Here is a 22,795-nt window from a genome sequence, read left to right as displayed (position 1 = left end):
TCCCCGCGGCATGCATCGCCGCATTGTCGGCATTCGCCGTAATGACGCCCCCGGCAATGGCTTCGGCGGCCTTCGCCTTCGCCAGTTCGGGCTTGACGTAGGAGAGCCGCATGGCCATGCGCAGTTTCAGCGAGTTGGCATACTTGAGCCACTGGGCGATGTTGCCGTAGTAGACGGCGTCGTAGCGGCTCCATGCCTCGGCCGGAAGCGTCGTGTTGCGGCCCAAGATCTCGATGGCTTCATCCAGCTCCTCGAACATCTTCGTGTAGACCGCCTCCTGCGAGTCGTAGGCTACATAGACCGACTCGTTGCTCTCGAGCTGCGAGTAGGGTATCGGACCGTAGGAGTCCGTCACACGATGCATGATGGCCACGCGCAACAACCTGGCGAAGGCTATGGCCACCTCGTCGTCCGTACCGCCGACGATGCCCTTGTAGGGTGTGTAGGTCTCCGTGATGACATTTGCAAAGGGCCATTTGCGCCAGTCGGCCGAGGGGTTGTAGGTCTCGAACTTCGTCTGCCACGTATCGACCGTCGCGCCGATATAGCCGCCGAACGGACCGCCCGAAAGCGACTCGTTGAACTGGTACATGTGTTCTTCGACCGGGATGACCAGACTTTGCAGCGATTTGAATTTTGTGCCGGTTTTGTAGTTCAGGGCCTCCATCTGGTCTTCGGTGACCTGATTGGGATTGCGGTTGATCTCTTCGAAATCCCCCGTGCAGGCTCCCAGACCGAGCAGCACGACCGCAAGCAGCAGCCGCTGCACCTTATGATTCGTAGTTTTCATGGTCTTGCTGTTCATTTAGAATTGGAATTTTACGTTGAAACCCAGGCTCCGGAGCGACGGCATCATGAAGTAGTCGATGCCCTGGTAGTTCAGGCCCGTCGAGGCGACGGCCTCGGGGTCGAACGGCGCCTTGCAGTAGATCATCCAGAGGTTGCGCCCGACGAACGAGACGGTCATGCGCATCTTGTCGCGGAACCACTTTGCGGGCAGCGTGTAGCCCAGCGACAACTCCTGCAGACGGATGTTCGTCGCCGAATAGGTGTAGTACTGCGGCAGGCCCGACTGCGAACCGATGGCCTGGTACCACTTCTGCGCATCGACCAGCTCGCGGCCGTTGATCCACACGCCCCCGGCATCGCGTGCTGCGGCCGAAGCTTCCGAAACGCCGTAGAGGTCCATGTTGGCCTGCGTCGCGGAGTAGCAGATGCCGCCGATGCGGGCCGTAAAGAGCACGCCGAGATTGATGCCCTTCCATGAGAAATCGTTGCGCCATGCCAGGTTGTGGTCGGGGAAGACCGAACCCAGGTAGATGTCGTCCCCTTCGTCCGTCAGCAGCAGGTTGCCGTTCTTGTCCACCTCGATGTATCCGTTGTCGTTGAAGCGCAGGTCGGAGGTCGTGTAGAGGTCGCCCAGCGTGCCGCCCTCCTTGAGGATGTATTTCGCCTTGCCCAGGCCCTTGATATCGAGTTTGTTGAGATTCAACGGCTCTCCCGTTACGGGATTCACGGCGTTGGCCGCCAGTTCGATGATCTCGTTGCGGTTCCACGAGTAGGTGAAGTTCGTCTCCCAGCGGAAATCGCGCCACTGGTTGTCATATCCGGCCGACAACTCGACGCCCGTATTGCGGACGTGGCCCGTCTGCAGGTAGATCGTCGTATAGGAAGACGAAGGCGGCAGCGAGGGGTCGAAGGTCTGGTTCTTCGTGTCGGCCTGATACCACGAAGCCGAGAGGCTGATGCGCTGCCACAGCCGTGCGTCGAGACCCACTTCGTAGGTGGTCGTGCGCTCGGGTTTCAGGTCCCCGATCGGATAGTGGGTCTTGTCCTTCCAGACGCGGTTCGTGGCGTCGTATTCGTAGGTCGGGATGGTCAGGTGACGCGGGAAAGGCATACCCACCGAGGCGATCGAGCCGCGGATCTTCAGGTAGCTCAACGCCTCACCCAGATCCCATGTGGATGTCGGCACCCACGACAGTCCGACCGACGGATAGAAGAACGACGAGGAGGGGGAGTTGGCCAGTTGCGAGGCCCAGTCGTTGCGGCCCGTCACCGTGAGGTAGAGCATCTGACGCCAACCCACCTCGACCGAGGCGAACAGAGACTGCGTCTGGTCGTGCCAGCCCGTCTTCTCGGCACGTTTTTTCGTGTCGTCGAGGTCAAAGACGTTGAAGACGTTCGGAAGTCCGTTCTCCTGGATCGGGCCGCGGTACGACAACTCATCGGTTTTGATGTTGTTGATCGAGGCGCCTATGTTCGCGTTCAGCGACCAGTCGTCGCCGAAGGTCTTGTTGATATTGACCATCACGTCACCGTAGGTCTGCGTGTTGTAGGCCCGGGCCTCGGTGTAGTGGCCGTTCTTGCCGCCGTCGGTGATGGTCGTATTCGACGAGGCGTAGAGTTTCTGCGTGTAGAGCGAGTTCATGTTGTCGATCCGGACGCGCCCCGAGACGTTCAGCCACGGCAGAATGTCGTACGAGGCCGAGAACGAGAGCATGTAGCGCTTCTTGTCCGTGTTGCGGAGGTTGCGGTAGGCGATCCAGTAGGGGTTCTGCATCCGCAGGTCGCCGCCCTCCATGTCCGACGACCAGAACTGTTCCATGAGCTTCGTACCCTCGTTGTAACGTTCGAAACGGCGGTAGAGGTCGAAGTTCTCGCCCCGCGGGAAGAGGTAGGCCGGGACCAGCGGGTTCGAGTAGACGCCCTGGTTGGTCATGTTCTGGTCCTGCTGGTAGATGTAGCTGGCCGAGGCATCCAGACGCAGCTTGTCGTTCAGGAAGTAGGAGGTGTTGCGGAAGGTGAAGTTATAGCGGTCGTATTCGTTGTTGGGGATGATCCCGTCGGAATTGACTGCCGCAGCCGAGAAATAGGTCTGGTTGCGGTCCGTACCGCCCGAAAGCGTAAAGGCATTCGTGTAGACGTGCCCCGTCTCGAAGAAGTCATCTGGCGTGTAGCCGTAGCGCGAGGCTGCATTCAGCCGTTCGCCCCAGCTGTAGATGTTCGATCCGCTGCGCTGCCCGTTGAGCCCCGTTCCGTAGCGGTTCTGGAACTCGGGTTGCACGAACGGGTCCAGAAACTCCGTATTGCTCGAAAGCGTCACCTTCAAGGCCCCGGCTTCGCCTTTTTTCGTCGTGATCATGATCGCGCCGTTCGCAGCCTCCGAACCGTAGAGGGCGGCGGCTGCAGCGCCCGTCAGCACCGACATCGACTCGATGTCCTCGGGGTTCAGGTCGGCGATGGACTCGGTGGCTCCGCGCGAGTCGAACTCCGTGCCGCCTCCGCCGCCGAAGTTGTACATCGGAATACCGTCGATAACGTACAGCGCGTTCGACGACTGCGAAATGGACTTGTTGCCGCGCAGCACGACCTTCGTGGCACCGCCGACACCCGACGACGAGGCGTTGATCGTCACGCCGGCCACCTTGCCCGACAGCGAATTGATGAAGTTGGCATCCTTGACGGTCGTCAGGTCCTCGGTTTTGACCTGTTGTACGTTGTAGGCCACGGCCTTCTCGGATCTCTTGATTCCCAGGGCCGTGACGACGACCGATTCGATTTGCGAAGCGGATTCCTCAAGCCTTATCTCGAAATAGGTTCGGTTGGCCACGGCCACGGTAACGGGCGTGTAGCCGATGAAACTGATTTCAAGCGACCGGTCGGCGGCCGGAGCCGGGACCTGAAGCGTGAATGTTCCGTCGATATCGGAACTGACACCTACGGTCGTGCCCTGAACCAGAATGCTGGCCCCGACAATCGGGCTGCCCGCCGCATCCAGAATCTTTCCGGAGACGGAAACCGGAGCCGAACGATCGTCCTTCCGGGTGAGTATGATGTATGAATCGTCGATCTGGTAGGATATGTCCGTATCGGCGAAGAGTTGTGCCAATACGTCCTGAACCGTTTTTTGTGCGGCGTCGATGCTGACTTTGTCTCGGGTATCGACACCTTTGTTGATGAACAAGTAACGAGTTTGATTTTCAATCTCTTTCATGACCTGCGCAATCGAAGCGTCTTCCATTTTGATGGAGATGCGGGCATTCTGTGCCGAAACCGCCCACACGCTTCCGAGCAGGGAGATTGTCAATACGAACCCAAACAGCCTTCGAAACCTGTGGAAGAATACTGTTTTATTCATATCTTTGCAATGTTTTAGGTAATAGGTTAGTTGGTTGTCTCAAAAACTCAATTCAATCTATTATCGGGCCTGCGGCATCCTACCTCCGCAGGCTTTTTGTTGAACGAGTTGCGGGTGGGTCTGCAGCTACGTTTTCATAGGCAATTCTGTTTAGGGTTGGACAATGGATGGAAGGGGATCAGTATATCGTCACCACATTCGTTTCCGGATTCTTTCTGTAGGAGAAGTCTGCCGTGTATTGCAAGATGCGGAGCGCTTTGTCGATGCCGTCGTTTACGCGGATTTTGCCGCTGACGTTCCGGATGTCCGGAAGAGTTTCGAGTTCGATCCTGATTTTGACATCGAACGCCTGCTCGAATTTCTCCATCAGCTCGTCGAACGGCAGGCCCGATATGCTGACGAGGCCCTCCGTCCAGCATGTAATCTCCGGATCGGTGATCGGTTCCACGAAGAGGTGGCCGTTTGACAGATTCGCGACATCGTTCGGATTCAATACGATCTCTTTCTGGGTCGGGTCGAGTTTGTTGGTGATCCGGACACGTCCCTCGAACAAAGCCGTGGAAAATCGCCGGCGTTTTTCATTGGCCACTACGTTGAACCGCGTTCCCAACACCCGTATGTCGGAGGCGAAGGTCTCTACGACGAAGGGCTGCTCCTCGTTGTGCGTTACATCGAACATGGCCTCGCCCGAGAGCCTGATGCGGCGGACGTCTTTGCCGAACACGGAGGGATATTCGATGACCGAGCCGGAGTTGAGCTGGACTCCGGTTCCGTCCGGCAGGGTGAGTTTCAGGCGTTGGCCGTTCGGGGCCTGCAATGTGTTGGTTTGTTCGGAGAACAGCTCGTAGGTCCGTTCCCGGCCGACATATCCTCCGATAAAAAGACCGACGGCAAGCATGGCGGCAGCCTGCAGCGCCATGCGCGCAACACGCTTCCAGTGGGTAACGATCCAGCTCGTAGGCCGCATCTGCTCGCCGTACAGCTCCATCATGTCGATCTGCAGATGCGCTTCATCGGCACATCGCTGGAACTCCTCCGGATCCTCCATGTACCACCGCTCGACCTGCTCCAGCTCTTCGGGCGACGCTTCTCCGCGCAAGGCCCTGTATATTACGTCCTGATTCATCTTTCGTTGAAATTTGTCTTTGTTTATGTCTTTTATCATTTAAACGCATGGCGCGGGGGAGTTTACAGACTTTTTTGCAAATAAATTTATTTAATAACCAAATAAGATATTTTATTTATTGCAATTGTTTTGCGATAAGTCAGTTGCCGCATGCTGTTTTTTTATGTGGTTTGCAAATCATGCCGGCATTTTCCCGATGGAGGATGGGAAAAGCTGCGTTCTGTCCTGCGATTCGGAATCTCTTTTCCGATAAAAGGCCGCTTTTTCGCAAATATTTATTATTTTTGATCGCAATAGCGAAGTTTGGGCATGGAAAAGCCGACGAAAATATTGACGGCGGAAGAGTTTGACAGGCTTTTCAACGACAAGGAGCGTTTTGTACGAATCGCGTACTCCTATGTGAATGATATCGAGGTTGCGACCGATATTACGACCGATGGCTTCATGTATTTGTGGGAACATCGGGACAAGCTCGATATCGACATAAACATCAAGGGGTATATCTATAATTACATCCGAACCCGATGCATCTCGTTCCTCCGCAAGCGGAAATCAATGCTCAAAGCCCACAGCGAACTCTACAGAAAGGAGTTGTGGCGAATAGAATCGGGTATCAATACACTCTCCAATGAAGAGCTGATCGACAAGTTGTTCGAGTCCGAAATAGTTGAGATATACCGCCGCGAACTGGCAAAAATGCCCGTACTGACCCGCAACGTATTTTTGGCCAGCAGGCTGGAGAACATGACTTATTATCAGATTGCCCAGAAGTTCAATCTGACGGTCCGGCAGGTAACGTCGGAAATCCAGCGCGCCAGTCTGCTGCTTCGTGCGCCGTTGAAAGATTATCTGTTGGCTGCCGCCGTCATCTTCCTCTCCTCGATGGGATCCGAGTGACCCCCTCCCCCAAAAAAATAAGTTCCGCGAGACGGGTGAGCGCCCGAAGGCGTTCCCGTTCGCGGAACCCGCTGTAGACCGACGGCTACTCCTTGTCGGCCTGATTCTTACCGGCTTTCTTGTCGGGAATGGGGTAGGGCAGGTTGCCGGCCTCGTCGCCCATCTGCTCGAGATAGGCGTCATACATGTCGAGAATCCAGGCGTCGTTCTCCTCGGCCTCCTTCTTGTGGACCTTGCCCTCGGGCCCCTTGAACCACTTCTTGCAGAAATCCTGCAGACCCGGGTAGCGATCCTTCATGAGCACCGAATTGACCAGCATGTAGGGGTAGACAATCCCTTCGGGATCGTTGTGGAAGCGGACGCCGAAGTTGGTCTGGAGCGATCGGCCCATGCCGTTTATTCCCGATGAGACCCATATTTTCCACCAGTAGGTGGTGGCATTCCTGCCCGCCTTATCGACGCAGAACAGCATCTGGAGGGTGTGGTAACGGCTGGAGAAATTAGGCTTGGCAAGCGGGTGCGACTCCCAGCGCAGCCCGTCCGGATGGTTCTCGGTCGTCTCGACATAGTCGATGCTCACAACATCGTCGGCCGTGTATTCGATCGGCTCCTTGTCGTCGGGTGTTTTGGTGACCTTGAACGAGTAGTTCTCCTTCTTGAATACCGAGTTCTCGGCATGCCAGCCCCGGTGGACGTAGCAATCGACCTGCTCGCCCGACTTGAGGGTGACGATCACATGATCCGACTCCGCCTCTTCGGGATCCTTGGCTTCAGCCCGGGAGATCGTGCAGACGGCGGCCAGCGCCGCCAGCGCACAGATAAAAAAGTGTTTCATACGATTTGGGGATTAGGGATAAAACGTTCAATCGTTTTCGGGATCGTACGCCTCGAGCATCAGGATGGTCTTGCTGCGGTCGGTTTTCGACTGCAGTATCCGTTCCGCGAGGTCGGGATCGTCGGCGATGTATGCGGCCACCGCCTCGCGGAACCGCTCCTTGCCCCGGCGGCTGGCCGAACCCACGACCTCGAAGTTCTCCTTACCGGCCTTGCGCAGGTAGTAGGCCGTGCGCGAGCGGCTGAGGTAGCGGTACTTGACCAGCACCTCGATGCCTCCGTTCGAATCGATGCCGTAGCCCTTGTGCGAGTAGACGCCGACACAGATGTGCGGAGTCTCGACGTAGACCCACAACCAGCCGGCATCGGGTGCCGGGATGAACTTGCGGGGGTGCTCGGGCGCCGTGGCATGCCAGCAGACGATCGAGTCGATCTCCTCGTAGCGGTAAATCTCCTTGCTCTTGTCCTTGTAGAAGGCCCGGCGCAGCAGTTTGACATCCCGCTCGTGTTTGGGGAGTTCGATGCGGTCCTTTTCGCCGCATTCGATGACCCGACCGTCCTTGAGGTAGATGCGGCCCTGAACCGTCGAGGCGGCCTGGACGACCGATACGGTTGCCATGCACAGCAGCGACAGCAGCATGGCGCGAATGATCCGCGGATTCATGGTGTTGGGGATTTGGGGTTTTGACGGATGTAAAGTTAAGTATTTTATCTCAAAAACAAAAGAAGGCAGCCGGAGCGGCAGGAACGGTCGTCCGGGACCCACCGTGTTGCGGGTCCCGAACGATGGCGCCGGTTGTTACTTCTGCAGCAGTGCGGCGAACTCCTTGAGCCGGTCGAGGCTGTCGAAGAAGTCGAGATCGAATTTGGCCTCCCTGCCGCCGCCGAGCGTCACGGTCAGGATGCCGTCCTCCTCGTCGTACGAGATGTTCGAAATCTCGGAGATGGAGAACGCCTCCGTCTCGACCTGGCCCTTGCGGATCACGGGATAGGTCACCCGGTCGTCGTCCACGGTGATGACGCCGCCCTTGGCCGAGAGGGCACGGGCCTGGCGGATCTTGCGGTAGGCCGTATAGAGCATGTAGAGTCCGGCGATGATCAGAAGGATCGTCGTCGGCAGGGGACCGAGCACCGGCTTGGCGCCGATGCGGATGCCGAAGGGATGAACGAGGGGGAAGACGATCAGGGCGGCGCCCAGGATCAGATAGGTCAGGTTCTCCTTGACGGCCGAAGTCGATGCGTAATTGAATGTTTTCATGGTCTGAAGTTTTTTGAATAAAAAAAACGTTTATCCTTTGATGAGGTACCAGATTACGGCGGCGACCAGCATAAGAGCCATCACAAGAGTCATCGTCTGGCGGTATTTCTCTACGGCCGGCGACTCCTCCTCCGCATCGGGGATCTCCACCATCGGGCCGCGGAAACGCAGCCCGCCGCCAGCCTCTCCGAGCATGGCGTTCGACAGGGGCTCGATCTCGTAGCCGTCGGGCTCCTTCGAGATTCCGAGGGCCGCATAGTGGCAGTCGAGCCGCGCCGCATGCTTGGGCGAGAATACCGTCCGGGTGAAGAGCACCAGGCCGTCGAACCGGTCGCTGACCTGGGCGACGACGTCGTCGTCCGCATCCATGCCGCAATGGTTTCCGTGTTCGTCCAGCACATAGTAATCGGCTCCTTCCGACTGTACGGAGTCGTAGCGTATGTGTCCGATTTCGAGCGAATCGATCTCGGCATGAATGGCCTGCAGGGTCTCTTCGTCGATCGTTGTGCCGTTAAGCGGACAGGAATAGAGACAGTAGCGGGAGTCCTCGTGCGAGACGCCGCGAACCGGGTAGAGATGGACTACCCGGGCGTTTTTCCAACGCAGGAAGCGCTTCGAGAGCTTCCCGATGGCCTTCGCATCGAACGAAGGGGGAATCTCTCCCCCTTCGAGCGCTGCGGTCAGTTGTTTGAGGTCCAGCATGGTCTATGCCTCGTTTTCCTGTTTCGAATAGGCCGAGAACTCGCAGCCGAACCGCTCGACCATCATGTTGTCCATCTCGTCGGCTTTTTCGGCCAGCTGCACGAGGTTCTGCTGGATCCGCTCCTCGGACGCCTCCGAGATGTCGGCCAGGTGGATGCGGTAGCACAGGTAGATCTGGCGCCCCTCGATTCCCATTTTGTAGGGATAGAAATCCGTGTCGAGCATGTAGTCCAACACCTTCTCCACATCCTTCTTGGGCAGGAGGTTGATCGGCGAGACGGCGAACAGGTAGGTGCGGTCATAGACGAACAGGCGGATCTCGGAGCTGCCCTTGTGGAACAGCCACGCCTCGTTGCCGTCGCGGGCCAGTACGGGGTTGATGCCCATCTTCTCGATGGCCGCCTCGCAGAACTCGCTCAGGGGCGAGAGCTGACGCTCCTCGAAGACCCCTTCGGGCAGTTTCTCGCCGCACGAGGGGCAGAACTCCTCCTCGTCCGAAATCAGTTCGTCGCAGCTCTCGCACTGCACCTGGAAGCAGTCGCGATCCAGCTCGCCGAGCGAGTCGAAGAGCTTGTGGAGCGTCTCGACGCGGATGCCGAAGCCCATGTTGTCGGCGTCGGAGTTGGTGAACTTGCTCACGGTGATGCCGACCACCTCGTTGCGGTCGTTGATGATCGGGCCGCCGGAGTTGCCGGGGTTCACCGCCGCGTCGGTCTGGATGTAGTACTGCCCGTTCATTAGCTGCTTGGGCGACGAGACGGTGCCCTCGGTGACGGTGAAGGGCATGCCGTAGGGATAACCCGCCACGCGGATCTTGTTGCTGATCGCGAGCGAATCGGCGGCCGCGAGGTTCAGCTCGGGGAGTGCCGAGAAGTCGTGATCGACGGCCAGCAGGGCGATGTCCAGCGTCGGATTCACGAGTACGACCCGGGCCAGATAGGGATTGCGCTCGTTGTCGTGGACGGCCACCGTGTGGAAGCCCTCGACCACGTGGTAGTTCGTGACGAAGAGGTCCCGGTCCTTCAGGTAGAAACAGCTTCCGGAGCCTCCGGCGTGCGTTACCTTGAATACTACGCTATAGATATTCTGTTCCATGGTGCATCGTTTTTAGTTGTTGTTGAAGAATCCGCTCATCATTTTCTGCTGCAGCTCGCCGGCCAGACGCATGTACTCGGCCATGTCGCCGCGCGCCATCGCCTCGGTCATCTTCTGCTGCAGTTCCTGAATCTCGCCTCCGCCCATCGCTGCGGCCATCTTCTGCTGCATGGCCTGCGCCTGTGCCTGGGCCTGTTCCATCATCTGCTGCGCCATTGGGTTGCCCTCCATCACCCCGGAGAAGAACCCTTCGTCGTCGTCCTCGTCGATCTCGCCCTCCATGACCTTGTCCAGCGCGTTCCAGAGCGTCTCGGCGGCCTTCTCCATCGGCTGGTCGGCGGCCTCACGCAGCGCCTTGACGAAGATCGCGTTCAGGTCGTCCTGCATGTCGTTGTAGAAGTAGGCCTCGTAGAACTTGTAGCAGATGCGCACGGCGGCGCGCTCGAGGTCCTTGTTCTGCATGGCGGCCGTCGCCTCCTCGTAGACATCCTTCATGTTCTCCTGCACGTTCTGCAGCGACGAGGGGCCCTTGATCGAGACGAGCGTATCGACGAAGTAGAGATCTTCGGCGAGCTTCTCCTTCGGCATCGCGAGCAGCTTCTCGAGGAAGGCCATGCCCTTCATGACAAGTTCGGCTACGGGCAACTCCTCGTCCATGTCATCGACGGCCTTGTCCAGGTCGTTTGCCAGCTGTCCCTGCGGCTGTGCGAAGTAGGAGATCTGGTAGAACGTCGTGTCGATCACGTTCCACGAATAGCCGTAGCGGCGCTGGTCGTTGTACTCCCTGACGGCATCGAGCGTCGCCCGGACGAGCGACTGGACGGCCTCGTAGATGCGGTCCACGGTCTCCGCGGGGTAGGGCGTCACGCGGGGTTCGTAGCAGCGTGTGGCCCCGAACTTCGTGCAGAACTCGTCGTCGTAGCGGTCGCCCACGCGGCAGATGTTCTGCAGGATGGTGACGATCTTGTGGGGATGGGTCTCCGCAAGCGGGCAGTGGTATTCCATCTTCAGGCGGTCACCCTCCTTCGTAAAGCGCGGCAGCAGCAGGCGGTTGATGTTCATGTCGGCCACCTGGCGCAGCATGGCCACGCGCCCCTTGGCCGGGAGGTTCAGGAAGTCGGCGTCGATATGCATCATTCGGTCGTCGAGGCGCACATTGACAACGATCGAGCCGTGGGGGAGGTGGAACTCCGTCCCCTCGGCATTGCCGTACTTGGTGCGGAATTCGGGATTCAGATGGTCGAGCAGCGTGTGGAACGCCTCGACGTATTGCTCCTCTCCGTACAGATCGATGCTCTTGTCGTAGAGGTCGCGCTGCATGGCACTCTGCGTGGAGTCCACAACCGGCGCAATAAAGGGAAGTGTACGTTTCATAGGTCGTTATCGGGTTTAACGGTTATTCTTCTTCGGGCGTGATCGTGCCGTCGGCATTTACCAGAATCTTGGCTTCGTAGTAGAGGTGCGTCACCTGGCCGCCGGAGGTCTCGGTCTCCTTGCCGTCCTCGGTGAAGCAGATCTTGAATTCGGCCTCCTGGGCGCCGATATCGCGGCCCCGGTTCATCAGACCGCTGCTTCGCGGAAGCACTTCGCTGATCTCGTAGACGCTGACCGACTGGAAGGTGTGTCCCTCGGGCAGGAGCTGCTTGGCCTCTTCGATCTGGCGTCCGATGGCTGCCGGGTCGATCGCCGAGAGGCTGATGCCCTTGATTTTCGCGTAGTCGATCTCATTGACGCTCGTCGAGTAGTCGTTCATCTGTCCCACGCGGCCGTCCAGGTAGTATGCCTGACGGAAAGCGAAGTTGTCCGCATTGACCATGTCGAGCGAGATGCTGCTCAGTTCGTTCGAGAGCTCCTCTCCCTCCTGGAAGCGCATGTCGAAGATCTTGAACTTCGTCGTGTCGATCTTCTCCTTGAGGATTTCCACGGCCTTGGCGTAGGATTCCGCCTGGTCGGCCGGATACTTGGCTCCTCCGAGCATCGAACTGACGTTGTTGCACGAGACGAACAGGGCGGCCATGCCGGCGACGGCGGCGAAACAAGCAAATCTTTTCATAGAAATAAGGTGTTTGAGGATTAGTTGTGTGTTTTGTGTCGGTTATCGTTTTGTTTCATTCCATTTCGGATTCGAGGGTGCGGCAGAAGTCGATCTCGCGCCAGAACTGCTCCAGCAGCCGTTCGTCGCCAAGCGACTTGCGGCCCGGGCGGAGGAATCCGTCCGGAGTCTCGGAGGCGAAATAGAGGGTGTCTCCCCGGAATGAAATCATCAGGTCGCGGTTGAACGACCGCCTCAGTTCGGTCATGCGGCGCATCATCGCGGGTGTCAGCACCATGCGGGCCTCGACCTCGTCGTCGGCATAGACCGCAAAGAGGCTCTCGAACTCGGGGTCCTCCAGGTGGACGAACTTCGCGCCGTTCTTCTGGCGGATGCGCTGGACGGTCTGTGCCAGATAGCCGACCCTGTTTTCCAGATGGTCGGGCAGCAGCAGGACATACCCCCGGAACTCGCGCCGCGTGCGGCAGTATCCGAACATGCCGCGGAAGGTGTGCATCGTGCTTTCGACCCGCGCGCCGAGGATCGGCCGGACGATCGAGCGGTAGAGCACCGTGAGCGGATTGGCCGCAAGGTCCCTGCCGTGCAGCGGGGTGATGCCCACGTCGCAGACCTGCATCGTCCGCTCGCCGACGGGAATCTCCAGCCGTCCGTACGAGGTCGCCTCCATCCCGGCCAGCGACGTGGATTCGCTGAAGAGCCGGCTGGTGGCCAGCGCCTCACGATGGACCGTTCCCGCAGGATTGAACCGGGCCTCGGGAAAGAGCTCGCCGACGATGCGGCCCATGAGCGCGGTCTCCCGCTCGCCGAGCGACTGGAGTCCCCGCATGAAGGCGAAGTGCAGCACGCAGAAAACGACGAATCCGTAAAGGATGTACTGGCTGGTCTGTACGTTTGTCGCGTAGTCGGCCGAGGCGAGCAGGTAGCCGCCGAAGAGACAGAATGCAAACCACAACAGCGTCGTCGAGTAGACGATCACGAGCAGCATCCTCACCACCCTTCGCAGGCGGGCGATGCGCGTCAGCTGCCGGCGCATCCGGCCTGAAAGTTCCTTGAAATCGGGAGTCGGGGCGCTCATGACCGGAAGAGTTCGGCAACCGAAGCCGCCTGTTTTTCAGGGTCGGGGATCTCGATCAGCGCCTCCTGCGTATGGCGGCCCCACGAGGCGATGATCGACGAGGGGAACATCTCGATGGCGTTGTTGTAGTCCGTCACGGCCGCATTGTACGTGCGGCGTATGGCCTGCAGCTCGTTCTCCATCTCCTCGATCTGCCCCTGCAGGTGGAGGAACTGCGCGTTGGCCTTCAGTTCGGGGTAATTCTCGACGGCGACATGGAGCCGGCCGAGCAGCGACGAGAGCTCGCCGCCTTCGCGGATCTGCTCGCTCTCCGCGGCCGAAGTCGCGCGCGAACGCAGGTCGGTGATGCGCGTCAGGAGTTCGTTCTCGTGGCCCATGTAGGCCTTGACCGAGGCCACCAGATTCGGGATCAGGTCGTTGCGCTGCTTCAAGACCACGCAGATACCGCTCCGGCACTGCCGGACACGGTTGCGTCGGGCGATCAGGCTGTTGTGCGTGACGATGCCCCATATGACCAGCAGCACGGCGACTGCAGCCACGATGACAATAAGGATTGTTCCGGTAGACATAATGTATATCTGTTATCGGGTTCGGTATTTTCCGGGTTGTTTCGAAATTTTCGTGTCTCCGCCGCATCCATCCTGCTCCTCCGGTATTCGGGCTTTCGGCCCGGGCCCTGATATACACAAAGCGTGGGTCTGCGGCCATATTGGGTTTTGGAGGTCCTGAGATTACCTTTAGCACGAATATGGTGATAGCAGCCCACGCGAACGTGAGAGCCGCCATGCCATCTCTCGTGCCAAGTTTGAAAATTTCTCAGGTTCCCAAAACTACAAGATCAGCATAACGCTTCGTATGTATCCGATCGGGTATGTCGCCCAATCTCTCTACAAATATAGTTTTTTTTCTTCATCCGCAAGGCGTCATGTGCAAAAAAGAACGATTTATTCCGCCGTAAAGACGACAATGGCGCAGCGGCCCCTTGTCCCCGTGTGATCCGCTCCTGCAATCCGGGACGATGCCGGATCCGAAAAATGTCGTATCTTTGGGAGGTTGTTGTATATTGGTATGAGGCGGTTGCGTGCAAGTCTGGAGCAGGCCTCCCTCCGAACGGAGTGGGACGGCTGGGTGAAACGGGTTCTGACGGCTGCGGGGCAGGTCGATTTTTCGCGGCCCGGGAGCTGGAACCCGCTGGTGTCGTTGTCGGGAAACATCCCGGCCATGCGCTGGCTGGTGCGGCAGATCCGCCTCTGCAACCCCGTGCCGCCCGAACAGCCGCACGGGGAGGCCGCATTCTTCATGCTGGCGGCTTTCTGTCCGGACAATCGGGTCCTCGGCTTCCTCATCGACACCTGGCGCCACTACTGCCGGACGGGGAACGGCCGCGGCCTGCTGTCCTGTGCGCGGGCCCAGTCGCTGGCCAACCGGCAGGAGGAATATCCCCATCTGAATGTCTTCTACAACCTGATGATGGGGGATGTGCTTCGCCAATACCGGCTTTATGCCGCGCCGGCCGACCGTGGCTCCGCAACCTCTTCGCTGACCGAGCGCGATTTCCGCGCCCTTGCGAAATACCTTCCCGACTTCCACCCCTTCGGTCTCCGGGAGCGGGTGCAGGCGGCACAAAACCGGATGACGGGGACGCCGACCGGCGGGGAGCTGGCCCGTGCATGCTGCATGTCCGACTCCGCCTTCCGCCGGCAGTTCCGGCAGGAGTTCGGCATCCCCGTCTCCGAATGGCTCCGCCGGCAGCGCATGGCCCGGATCGAGCGGATGCTCCGGTCGCCGGACATCCCGCTCTGTCAGGTGGCGGAAGAGAACGGCTTTCGGATGCCCTCCACGTTTGCGGATTACTGCCGCCGCAATTTCGGTGCGCCGCCCGGGCAGCTGCGGAGACGGCTTGCGGAGCCCGGAAACGGCCTCTGCTCCGAAATTTCCGATCTCTGAACAGAATTCGGGATCCATCGGCCTTCCCTATCTTTGTCTAACCGATGAATCCCGAATCCATGCCCGATCCGAATGGTCGAAAAATATCACTCGCGGCCATGTCGCCGAAGAGGGCCCGCCTCTCTTCGCGGCGTGTCTTGGAGGTCCTGAGCCCCGCCGAACCCGAACGCCGCCGGGGGCCGCCGCACGCAGGGTGATCCGGTCACCCGAGCAGCTCGTAACAGTGACAATCGACAAACCGCCCGTTCTTGAAGCAGGCCTTGCGCCAGATGCCGCACGCCCGGAATCCGGCCCGCTCCAGAACCCGCATGGAGGCCCGATTGCCGGCATAAACCCGGGCATGGATGCGCACGGCATCCGTCTGCCGGAGATACTCCCCGACAGCCTCTTTCAGGGCCCGGGACATGATTCCGCGGTTCCAGTAGGGCTCGGCAAGCCAGTAGCCCACCTCGGCATTGTAGCGTTCCACGTCCGTCCCGCGGATGAACCCGATATTGCCCGCCGCTTCCTGCCGGATTTCGATGCAGTAGTTCCGCGAGCCCTCCTGCTCCGAGGCGGATCGGATGAACCGCAGCGCATCCTCTTCCGTATATGGATAGGGTAGGCCGTCGCGGCAGTTGTTCCAGATCTTCCTGTTATTCAAATACTTCACCAGCGCGGGGCCGTCCGACTCGCGCCAGGGTCTCAATACAAACGGCTCCATCTCAGAATCTTCCGCCCATAACCGGCCGTTGTCGTTCCATTCGCCGTAGAGGATTCCCCTGCGGGTATTTTCCAAAAACTTGTCGAGGCGTTTGCGGAAAAGTTCAGGTTGGTTCCTCTTGATCTGAATGGTATCGATCCGCACCCGCCTGTAGAGTTCCGGCAGGCGGCGGAAGTTCTCCCAAAGCACGGGATCGGCCTGCAATTCGCGCAGAATATCAGGATCAATGGTGAATCCGGCTGCGCTCATATCCGGCAATACGGCCCGTCCCGCATCGGTCATCAGCCCCAGCCGCTCCATGCGGCGGCAGCGCTCCTTATTTAGCTCAGACCAGTTGCTGCGGGGCTTTCGCGGGCAAAGTTTCTGGACTGTCACCTCGTCGGAGATCTTCTTGACCGTGCTGTCGATCCATCCGAAACACAAGGCCTCCTCCACGGCATCGACATACCGGAAGGTGCCGTCATCAACGGGTCTTCCCCGCCTGACCGCCACCCAGCACTCCGTCTCCCTGTCGTGGTTCTGCCGAAGCCATTCACGCAGCTCCGACCTCGATTTCACCTCCAGCAAATTATGCATGATCCTTGTTTTTCAGGTATATTCTGTCGTCTTGACAAAAATACGAAATATAAATAGATTTTCAGTTTTCGCGCGGTGGAACTCAAGCCTTTCATGCATACCCTAATGTATACCCAATGCGTACCCTGCGCCCGAAAAAGGGCGTTTTTTGAGGCTCAAAACCCGAAATCGTGATAGGGTAGAGAAAATAAAAAGAGCCGACAATCGATTGACTGTCAGCTCTTTTCTGGTGAACCCGCTGGGGCTCGAACCCAGGACCCCAACATTAAAAGTGTTGTGCTCTACCTGCTGAGCTACGGATTCTCCCGTGCCAAAAGGGAATTGCTCCCCGATTTTGGTGGTGCAAATGTAGGGAATATTTTTGTTTTCCCAAAATAAAACGATATTTTTGTACTGCCAAGAATAAAAAACTTAAGAAAATAACCGTTAAATCCTACGATTCCTATGTGTAGAGCGCTTATTATCGGAGCCGGAGGCGTCGGTACGGTCGTGACGCAGAAGATCGCGGCCAATCCCGTCTTTTCGGATGTGATGCTTGCGAGCCGGACCAAGTCCAAATGCGACGCCGTCGCCGCAGCCATCGGCGGCAACCGCGTGAAGACCGCCCAGGTCGATGCCGACAATGTTGCGGAGCTGTGCGAGCTTTTCCGCGCCTTCAAACCCGATATCGTCGTGAACGTGGCCCTGCCGTATCAGGACCTCACGATCATGGATGCCTGCCTCGAGTGCGGCTGCAACTACCTCGACACGGCCAACTACGAGCCGCGCGACGAGGCGCACTTCGAGTACTCGTGGCAGTGGGCCTATCAGGACCGCTTCAAGGCCGCCGGCCTCACGGCCATCCTCGGCTGCGGTTTCGACCCGGGTGTCACGGCCATCTTCACGGCTTATGCCGCCAAGCACCACTTCGACGAGATCCACTACCTCGACATCGTGGACTGCAATGCCGGCAACCACGGCATGGCCTTCGCCACGAACTTCAATCCCGAGATCAACATCCGCGAGGTGACCCAGAAGGGCCGCTATTACGAGAACGGCGAGTGGGTGGTCACCGAGCCGCACGAGATCCACAAGCCGCTGAACTATCCCGGCATCGGCGAGCGCGAATCCTACGTGATCTACCACGAGGAACTCGAGTCGCTCGTGAAGAACTATCCGTCGATCAAGCGCGCCCGTTTCTGGATGACCTTCGGCCAGGAGTACCTCACGCACCTGCGCGTGATCCAGAACATCGGCATGGCCCGTATCGACCCGATCCTCTACAACGGCGTCGAGATCGTGCCGATCCAGTTCCTCAAGGCCGTGCTGCCCGATCCCAAGTCGCTGGGAGCCAACTACCACGGGCAAACCTCGATCGGCTGCCGCATCCGCGGTGTGAAGGACGGCAAGGAGCACACCTACTATATCTACAACAACTGCGACCACGAGCAGGCCTACAAGGAGACCGGCACGCAGGCCGTGTCGTTCACGACGGGTGTCCCGGCCGCTCTGGGCGCCTCGATGTGGGCCAAGGGCCTCTGGCGCGGCGCCGGTGTCTTCAATGTCGAGGAGTTCGACCCGGATCCCTTCCTGGCCGAGCTGGGCGAGCAGGGACTGCCCTGGCACGAGCTGTTCGACGTCGATATCGAAGTCTGACGCTTCGCGGACACCGGGACAGGCGCATCTCGTTTCCCTTCCGTATATGCTTTCGGGCGTATGGTCTTTCGGACCATGCGCCTGTTTTTTTTGTATAAAAGATACTTTTTTTATCTTTATTTTGTATCATATATGATACATTTTATTATCTTTGTGACAGAATAAGGAATCAGAGTGCAAAAATTAACCTTTCATAACATGAAACGCATAGCTTGTATCGCCGGGGCGTTGTTGTTGATTGCGACGCCCTATTCGGGTCGGGCAGCCGGGGATGGCGACCGATCCGGATTCAACCGTCACTGGTATCTGCAAGTACAGGCTGGAGCCGCCTATACGCTCGGGGAGACGAGTTTTGGGGATCTTGTCTCTCCGGCTGCGGCTCTCTCTGCCGGCTACCGTTTCTCGCCCGTCTGGGGGCTCCGTTTCGGTTTGAGCGGCTGGCAGGCCCGCGGTGCCTGGGCTTCACCCGCATCGCCCTACGACTACAACTTCCTGCAGGGCAATGTCGAGGCCACGCTCGATCTGGCTAACCTCTTCGGACGTTTCAATCCTACACGCACGGTCAATCCCTACCTCTTTGCAGGTGTCGGGCTCAACTACGCCTTCAACAACGACGAGGCCGTTGCGCTCAACGATGCCGGCTACACGATGGACAACATCTGGTCCGACAGCAAGGCCTTTGCCGTGGGCCGCATGGGAGTCGGCGTGAATTTCCGGGTCTCGAACCGCGTGCAGTTGGGCCTCGAAGTGAATGCCAACATCCTTTCGGACAAGTTCAACTCGAAGAAGGCCGGCAACGTGGACTGGCACTTCAACGCACTGGCCGGACTCTCGATCCGCCTGGGCAAGAGCCACCGCAAGGCCGCTGCGCCCGCAGTCGTACCCGCAACTCCGGTCAAACCGGCCGAACCGGCGGAGACTCCGCAGGAGTCCGAAACGCAACCGGCTCCCGAGCAGCCGGCACCGACGCCTGCCGTCGAGAAGCCCCAGCCGCTCCGTGAGAACATCTTCTTCCGGATCGGTAAGACGAATATCAGCGAAGAGGAGCAGCCGAAGATCCGTTCGCTGGTCGATTACCTGAAAAAGAATACCGTAGCGACCGTCCGCATCACAGGTTACGCCGACGCCGCTACGGGCAGCCAGCGCCGCAATCTCCAGCTTTCGGAGCAGCGCGCCCGCAACGTTTCCGATGCCCTGCAGCAAGCCGGCATCCCGGCCGACCGCATCAACATCGACTACAAAGGCGACACCGAGCAACCGTTCTCTACGGCTGTGGAGAACCGAGTGAGCATCTGCATTGCCCGGTAGTAGGCCTTAACAGCCCGTTTTCGAGCAACGGCGACGGAATCCCCGTCGCCGTTGCCATTTCCTCCCCGCAACGGATGCCCGAAGGGTAAGTATAAATACCTATTTCGCCGAGCGCCACGGGATTTTCCCCGCTAGGCAGGAGTGCGGATCGCGATGAAATTGTTACATTTGTCCCTGTTTTTGAACGGAACTTCCCAACGATGATTGACTTTCTGAAACTGCCGTCCCCGTGCTATGTGCTCGACGAGACGCTGCTCGATGCGAATTTGGCCCTGATCGACCGCGTAAGGCGCGAGTCGGGCGCCGAGATCATCGTCGCATTGAAGGCCTGCGCCATGTGGAGCATCTTCCCCGAACTGGCGCGCCACTCCGACGGAGCGACGGCGAGTTCCGCGGCCGAGGCCCGGCTCGTCTTCGAAGAGTTCGGCCGATCGGCCCATACCTATGCCCCGGTCTATACCGACCGCAACTTCGACGAGATCCTGCGCTGCAGCGACCACATCACCTTCAACTCCCTCTCCCAGTTCGAACGCTTCGGACAGCGGGCCCTGATCAACGGCATCTCGTGCGGTCTGCGGATCAACCCGGGCTATTCGCCCGTCGAGACCGACCTCTACAACCCGTGCGTCGCCGGCTCGCGTCTGGGCATCACACCCGAACAGCTGCGCGAGCTCCCCGAGGGCATCGAGGGACTCCATTTCCACGTCCTCTGCGAATCGCGCCCCGAGCACCTGCGGCTGGCCCTCGAGGCCGTCGAGCAGCGCTTCGGCCACCTGCTCGACCGCGTCAAGTGGCTCAACATGGGCGGCGGCCACCTGATGACGCACGCCGACTACGACTGCGATGAGCTGATCGCCCTGCTGCGCGAGTTCAGGTCGCGCCATCCCCACCTGCGGCTGATTCTCGAACCGGGCAGTGCCTTCACCTGGCGCACGGGCTATCTGGTCTCGACCGTCGAGGACATCGTCGAGAACGGCGGCGTGCGCACGGCGATGCTCGACGTCTCGTTCGCCTGCCACATGCCCGACTGCCTCGAGATGCCCTACAAACCGGCCATCGTCGGGGCGCACGAACCTGCCGAGGGAGAGCCCCGCTGGCGGATGGGCGGCACGAGCTGCCTGGCCGGCGACTTCTACGGCGACTGGGCCTTCGACCACGAGCTGAAGGTGGGCGAGCGCATCGTCTTCGAAGACATGATTCACTACACGATGGTCAAGACCACGATGTTCAACGGCGTGCAGCACCCTTCAATCGTCATCGTCCGCCGCGACGGCCGCACGGAGGTGATCCGCGAGTTCGGCTACGAGGACTACAAGAACCGGATGTCATAAATAAACAAACAAGCATACGATTTACATGGAAACATTTACACCTACGTCCTACACGCTCGAGTGCGTCGCCACGGGACGCGAGTTCGAGGACACGGGCTGGATCCTGACCGATCCGCAGTGCAAGGAGCCTTCGCTCGTGCGTGCACGCTATGCCAAGCGTCAGCTCGACGTGAAACCGGCCGAATGGGGCCTCTACCGCTACGCCGACTGGCTTCCCGTGCGGCGCATGCTCAAGGGGTCGTCGGCCCCGGTGACCTACCGCAGCAAGGGACTGGCCGAGCACCTCGGCCTGAGCAACCTGTGGATCACCTTCAACGGCTACTTCCCCGCCATCGGAGCCACGATGACCACCTGCTCGTTCAAGGAGACCGAGGCCTACAGCGTCTGCGGCCGCATTCCCGAGGATGAGAAGCGCGTGCTCGTGGTGGCCTCGGCCGGCAATACGGCCCGCGCCTTCGCCAAGGTCTGCTCCGACAACAACATTCCGCTGCTGCTGTCGGTTCCCTACGACAACATCGGCGCCCTGTGGTTCGACGCGCCGCTCAACCCCTGCGTGAAACTGATCTCGTGCGCTCCGGGCGGCGACTACTTCGACGCCATCTACCTGAGCGACCTGGCCCTCAAGGGTCCGGGCTTCTATGCCGAGGGCGGAGCGAAGAACATCGCCCGCCGCGACGGCATGGCCTGCACCGTACTCTCGGCCGTGACGGCCATCGGCCGCATCCCGGACTACTATTTCCAGGCCGTCGGCAGCGGTACGGGCGCCATTGCGGCCTGGGAGGCCAACCAGCGGCTGATCGCCGACGGACGCTTCGGGCAGAATACCATGAAGCTGATGGTCTCGCAGAATGCGCCGTTCGTCCCGATGTACGACGCCTGGCAGGCCGATTCGCGTGCGATGCTTCCCTATGACGAGGACAAGGCGCGACGCGACGCGGAGATCATCGATGCCAAGGTACTGTCGAACCGCCATCCGCCCTACGGCATCCGCGGCGGCCTCTACGATGCGCTGAAGGCCACCGGCGGCGACATCTTCGTGGCGACGAACGCCATGGCACGCAAGGCACGCAAGCTGTTCAAGGAGCTCGAGGGGGTCGATATCTACTCGGCCGCGGGCGTAGCCACGGCATCGCTCATCAATGCGGTGGCGGCCGGCAAGGTCGAGCGCGACGCCACGATCATGCTCAACATCACGGGCGGCGGCGAGGAGCACTTCCAGCAGGGCAAGGAGCTCTGGTACCTCAAACCGAGCCACGTCTTCCCGCTCGATCCCGACGCCGACGAGGTTGTGGAGCGGGTCGAGACGCTCTTCGCGTGATCGAATGATGCGAAAGCCTTGACTTTCGAAAAAAAAGCATATCTTTGCGACGGCTTGAACCGGGGGCATGCAGCCGGCCCCGGTCCGGGCCGTCGGTTTTTTTAATGTATTACCCAAACTAATTTCAACGGACAAATGGAACACATCCAGACAGAACAGCATCTTCCGGGTGGTCGCTGGCGTCGCTGGAACCGCAAAGGCTGGTCGGCCTTTGCGAGCATGCACCGCAGCGTGACCATCGGGGTCCTCGCTGTCGGGATGTCGATCCTGCAACTCGGTGTGCGAACCGCCACCGCGCAGAATGCCGACACGACCGCCGTCCTCCGGACGCTGCGGATCGAAGAGGTCGGCATATCGGGGAGCCAGACCTCCCCGACGCGGAACGCGCAGTCGCACACCCCGCTTTTCGACCGGAAAAGCCTCTATGCCGAGCCCGTCCAGACTCTGGAATCGGCATTGCGGCTCTCTCCTTCGGTCGATATCCGCGAACGCGGAGCGAAAGGTGCGCAGGCCGACATCTCCGTCCGAGGAGGCTCATTCGACCAAACCATGGTATTGCTCAACGGGATCGACTTCACGGATGCGCGCACGGGACACCAGTCGCATTCGCTTCCGGTCGATCTCGATTGCATTTCGGGCGTCGATCTGATCGACGGTGTACCGGGAGTCGGCGCCTATGCCGGCGCGGTCAATATCCGCACGGCGCCGTTGCGGCCGCGCTACCTCCGCTTCGAAGGAAGCGGCGGACAGTACGGCTACGCCTACGCCAACCTCTCGGGCGGCGTTACCGACGGCG

Annotated in this window: 20 protein-coding genes, 1 tRNA gene and 1 pseudogene; 7 read left to right on the top strand and 15 right to left on the bottom strand. The window is 59.4% G+C overall.

Going from position 1 to position 22,795, the window contains the following annotated elements:
• The 3 genes from QZL63_RS02825 to QZL63_RS02815 form a co-directional block, all read right to left on the bottom strand.
• A partial coding sequence (locus QZL63_RS02825) for a SusD/RagB family nutrient-binding outer membrane lipoprotein (protein ID WP_290585785.1) occupies window positions 1-790 on the bottom strand: 790 nt, incomplete at its 3' end.
• Between the two features lie 15 nt (window positions 791-805).
• Window positions 806-4,141 carry a TonB-dependent receptor gene (locus tag QZL63_RS02820; protein WP_022307818.1) on the bottom strand — a complete coding sequence of 1,112 codons (3,336 nt, stop codon included), beginning with the start codon at window positions 4,139-4,141 and terminating at the stop codon, window positions 806-808.
• Window positions 4,142-4,319: 178 nt separating this feature from the next.
• Window positions 4,320-5,267: a FecR family protein gene (locus QZL63_RS02815; protein ID WP_022307817.1), complete on the bottom strand. Its 948-nt coding sequence runs from the start codon at window positions 5,265-5,267 to the stop codon at window positions 4,320-4,322.
• A 309-nt stretch (window positions 5,268-5,576) separates the two neighbouring features.
• On the opposite strand from QZL63_RS02815, the gene QZL63_RS02810 reads away from it, so the two are divergent.
• Window positions 5,577-6,164: a sigma-70 family RNA polymerase sigma factor gene (locus tag QZL63_RS02810; protein WP_022307816.1), complete on the top strand. Its 588-nt coding sequence runs from the start codon at window positions 5,577-5,579 to the stop codon at window positions 6,162-6,164.
• Between the two features lie 85 nt (window positions 6,165-6,249).
• On the opposite strand, the gene QZL63_RS02805 is transcribed toward QZL63_RS02810, so the two are convergent.
• The 9 genes from QZL63_RS02805 to QZL63_RS02765 all read right to left on the bottom strand — a co-directional run bounded on the left by QZL63_RS02805 (window position 6,250) and on the right by QZL63_RS02765 (window position 13,750).
• Window positions 6,250-6,999, bottom strand: a complete 750-nt coding sequence (locus tag QZL63_RS02805; protein WP_022307815.1) for a hypothetical protein — start codon at window positions 6,997-6,999, stop codon at window positions 6,250-6,252.
• 27 nt (window positions 7,000-7,026) lie between these two features.
• Window positions 7,027-7,662: a hypothetical protein gene (locus QZL63_RS02800; protein WP_022307814.1), complete on the bottom strand. Its 636-nt coding sequence runs from the start codon at window positions 7,660-7,662 to the stop codon at window positions 7,027-7,029.
• Between the two features lie 135 nt (window positions 7,663-7,797).
• Window positions 7,798-8,256 (bottom strand): hypothetical protein, encoded by a 459-nt coding sequence (locus QZL63_RS02795; RefSeq protein WP_022307813.1) that lies wholly within the window; start codon window positions 8,254-8,256, stop codon window positions 7,798-7,800.
• 30 nt (window positions 8,257-8,286) lie between these two features.
• Complete coding sequence (locus QZL63_RS02790) at window positions 8,287-8,958, bottom strand: hypothetical protein (protein WP_022307812.1); 672 nt, start codon at window positions 8,956-8,958, stop codon at window positions 8,287-8,289.
• 3 nt (window positions 8,959-8,961) lie between these two features.
• Window positions 8,962-10,053, bottom strand: coding sequence for a trypsin-like peptidase domain-containing protein (locus QZL63_RS02785; protein ID WP_022307811.1), 1,092 nt, complete (start codon window positions 10,051-10,053; stop codon window positions 8,962-8,964).
• Window positions 10,054-10,065: 12 nt separating this feature from the next.
• Entirely contained in the window at window positions 10,066-11,427 is a 1,362-nt protein-coding gene (locus QZL63_RS02780) for a hypothetical protein (protein ID WP_022307810.1), read from the bottom strand.
• A gap of 22 nt (window positions 11,428-11,449) precedes the next feature.
• Window positions 11,450-12,106, bottom strand: a complete 657-nt coding sequence (locus tag QZL63_RS02775; protein ID WP_022307809.1) for a hypothetical protein — start codon at window positions 12,104-12,106, stop codon at window positions 11,450-11,452.
• Window positions 12,107-12,161: 55 nt separating this feature from the next.
• Window positions 12,162-13,181, bottom strand: coding sequence for a DUF3137 domain-containing protein (locus tag QZL63_RS02770; RefSeq protein WP_022307808.1), 1,020 nt, complete (start codon window positions 13,179-13,181; stop codon window positions 12,162-12,164).
• On the bottom strand, window positions 13,178-13,750 hold the full coding sequence (locus QZL63_RS02765) for a LemA family protein (RefSeq protein ID WP_022307807.1): 573 nt from the start codon (window positions 13,748-13,750) through the stop codon (window positions 13,178-13,180). Before QZL63_RS02765 ends, QZL63_RS02770 begins: the two co-directional genes overlap by 4 nt.
• Window positions 13,751-14,309: 559 nt before the next feature.
• Between QZL63_RS02765 and QZL63_RS02760 the strand changes: the two genes are divergently transcribed.
• Complete coding sequence (locus tag QZL63_RS02760; RefSeq protein ID WP_290585770.1) at window positions 14,310-15,128, top strand: AraC family transcriptional regulator; 819 nt, start codon at window positions 14,310-14,312, stop codon at window positions 15,126-15,128.
• Between the two features lie 202 nt (window positions 15,129-15,330).
• Here the strand turns inward: QZL63_RS02760 and QZL63_RS02755 are convergent, their stop codons facing one another.
• The 3 genes and pseudogenes from QZL63_RS02755 to QZL63_RS02745 all read right to left on the bottom strand — a co-directional run bounded on the left by QZL63_RS02755 (window position 15,331) and on the right by QZL63_RS02745 (window position 16,710).
• Window positions 15,331-15,831 (bottom strand): GNAT family N-acetyltransferase, encoded by a 501-nt coding sequence (locus tag QZL63_RS02755; RefSeq protein WP_290585812.1) that lies wholly within the window; start codon window positions 15,829-15,831, stop codon window positions 15,331-15,333.
• Between the two features lie 66 nt (window positions 15,832-15,897).
• Window positions 15,898-16,080, bottom strand: a pseudogene (locus QZL63_RS02750) (YdeI/OmpD-associated family protein); the annotation flags it as partial.
• Between the two features lie 554 nt (window positions 16,081-16,634).
• A tRNA-Lys gene (locus QZL63_RS02745) sits at window positions 16,635-16,710 on the bottom strand.
• A 141-nt stretch (window positions 16,711-16,851) separates the two neighbouring features.
• Here QZL63_RS02745 and QZL63_RS02740 point away from each other — a divergent pair.
• The 5 genes from QZL63_RS02740 to QZL63_RS02720 form a co-directional block, all read left to right on the top strand.
• Window positions 16,852-18,042, top strand: coding sequence for a saccharopine dehydrogenase family protein (locus QZL63_RS02740; RefSeq protein WP_022307804.1), 1,191 nt, complete (start codon window positions 16,852-16,854; stop codon window positions 18,040-18,042).
• A 198-nt stretch (window positions 18,043-18,240) separates the two neighbouring features.
• A complete protein-coding gene (locus QZL63_RS02735; RefSeq protein WP_022307803.1) occupies window positions 18,241-19,350 on the top strand; it encodes an OmpA family protein in 1,110 nt (369 codons plus the stop codon).
• A 200-nt stretch (window positions 19,351-19,550) separates the two neighbouring features.
• On the top strand, window positions 19,551-20,681 hold the full coding sequence (nspC, locus tag QZL63_RS02730; protein WP_022307802.1) for a carboxynorspermidine decarboxylase: 1,131 nt from the start codon (window positions 19,551-19,553) through the stop codon (window positions 20,679-20,681).
• Between the two features lie 25 nt (window positions 20,682-20,706).
• Complete coding sequence (locus QZL63_RS02725; RefSeq protein ID WP_022307801.1) at window positions 20,707-21,999, top strand: cysteate synthase; 1,293 nt, start codon at window positions 20,707-20,709, stop codon at window positions 21,997-21,999.
• 135 nt (window positions 22,000-22,134) lie between these two features.
• Window positions 22,135-22,795: TonB-dependent receptor (locus QZL63_RS02720; RefSeq protein ID WP_290585741.1), on the top strand; the 661-nt coding region annotated here is incomplete at its 3' end.

The sequence above is a fragment of the Alistipes sp. CAG:268 genome (genome assembly GCA_000434235.1).
Taxonomy (GTDB): Bacteria; Bacteroidota; Bacteroidia; order Bacteroidales; family Rikenellaceae; genus Alistipes; species Alistipes avistercoris.
The sequence above is the reverse complement of the archived record's forward strand: the minus strand, read 5'-3'. Positions and strand labels throughout refer to the sequence as shown.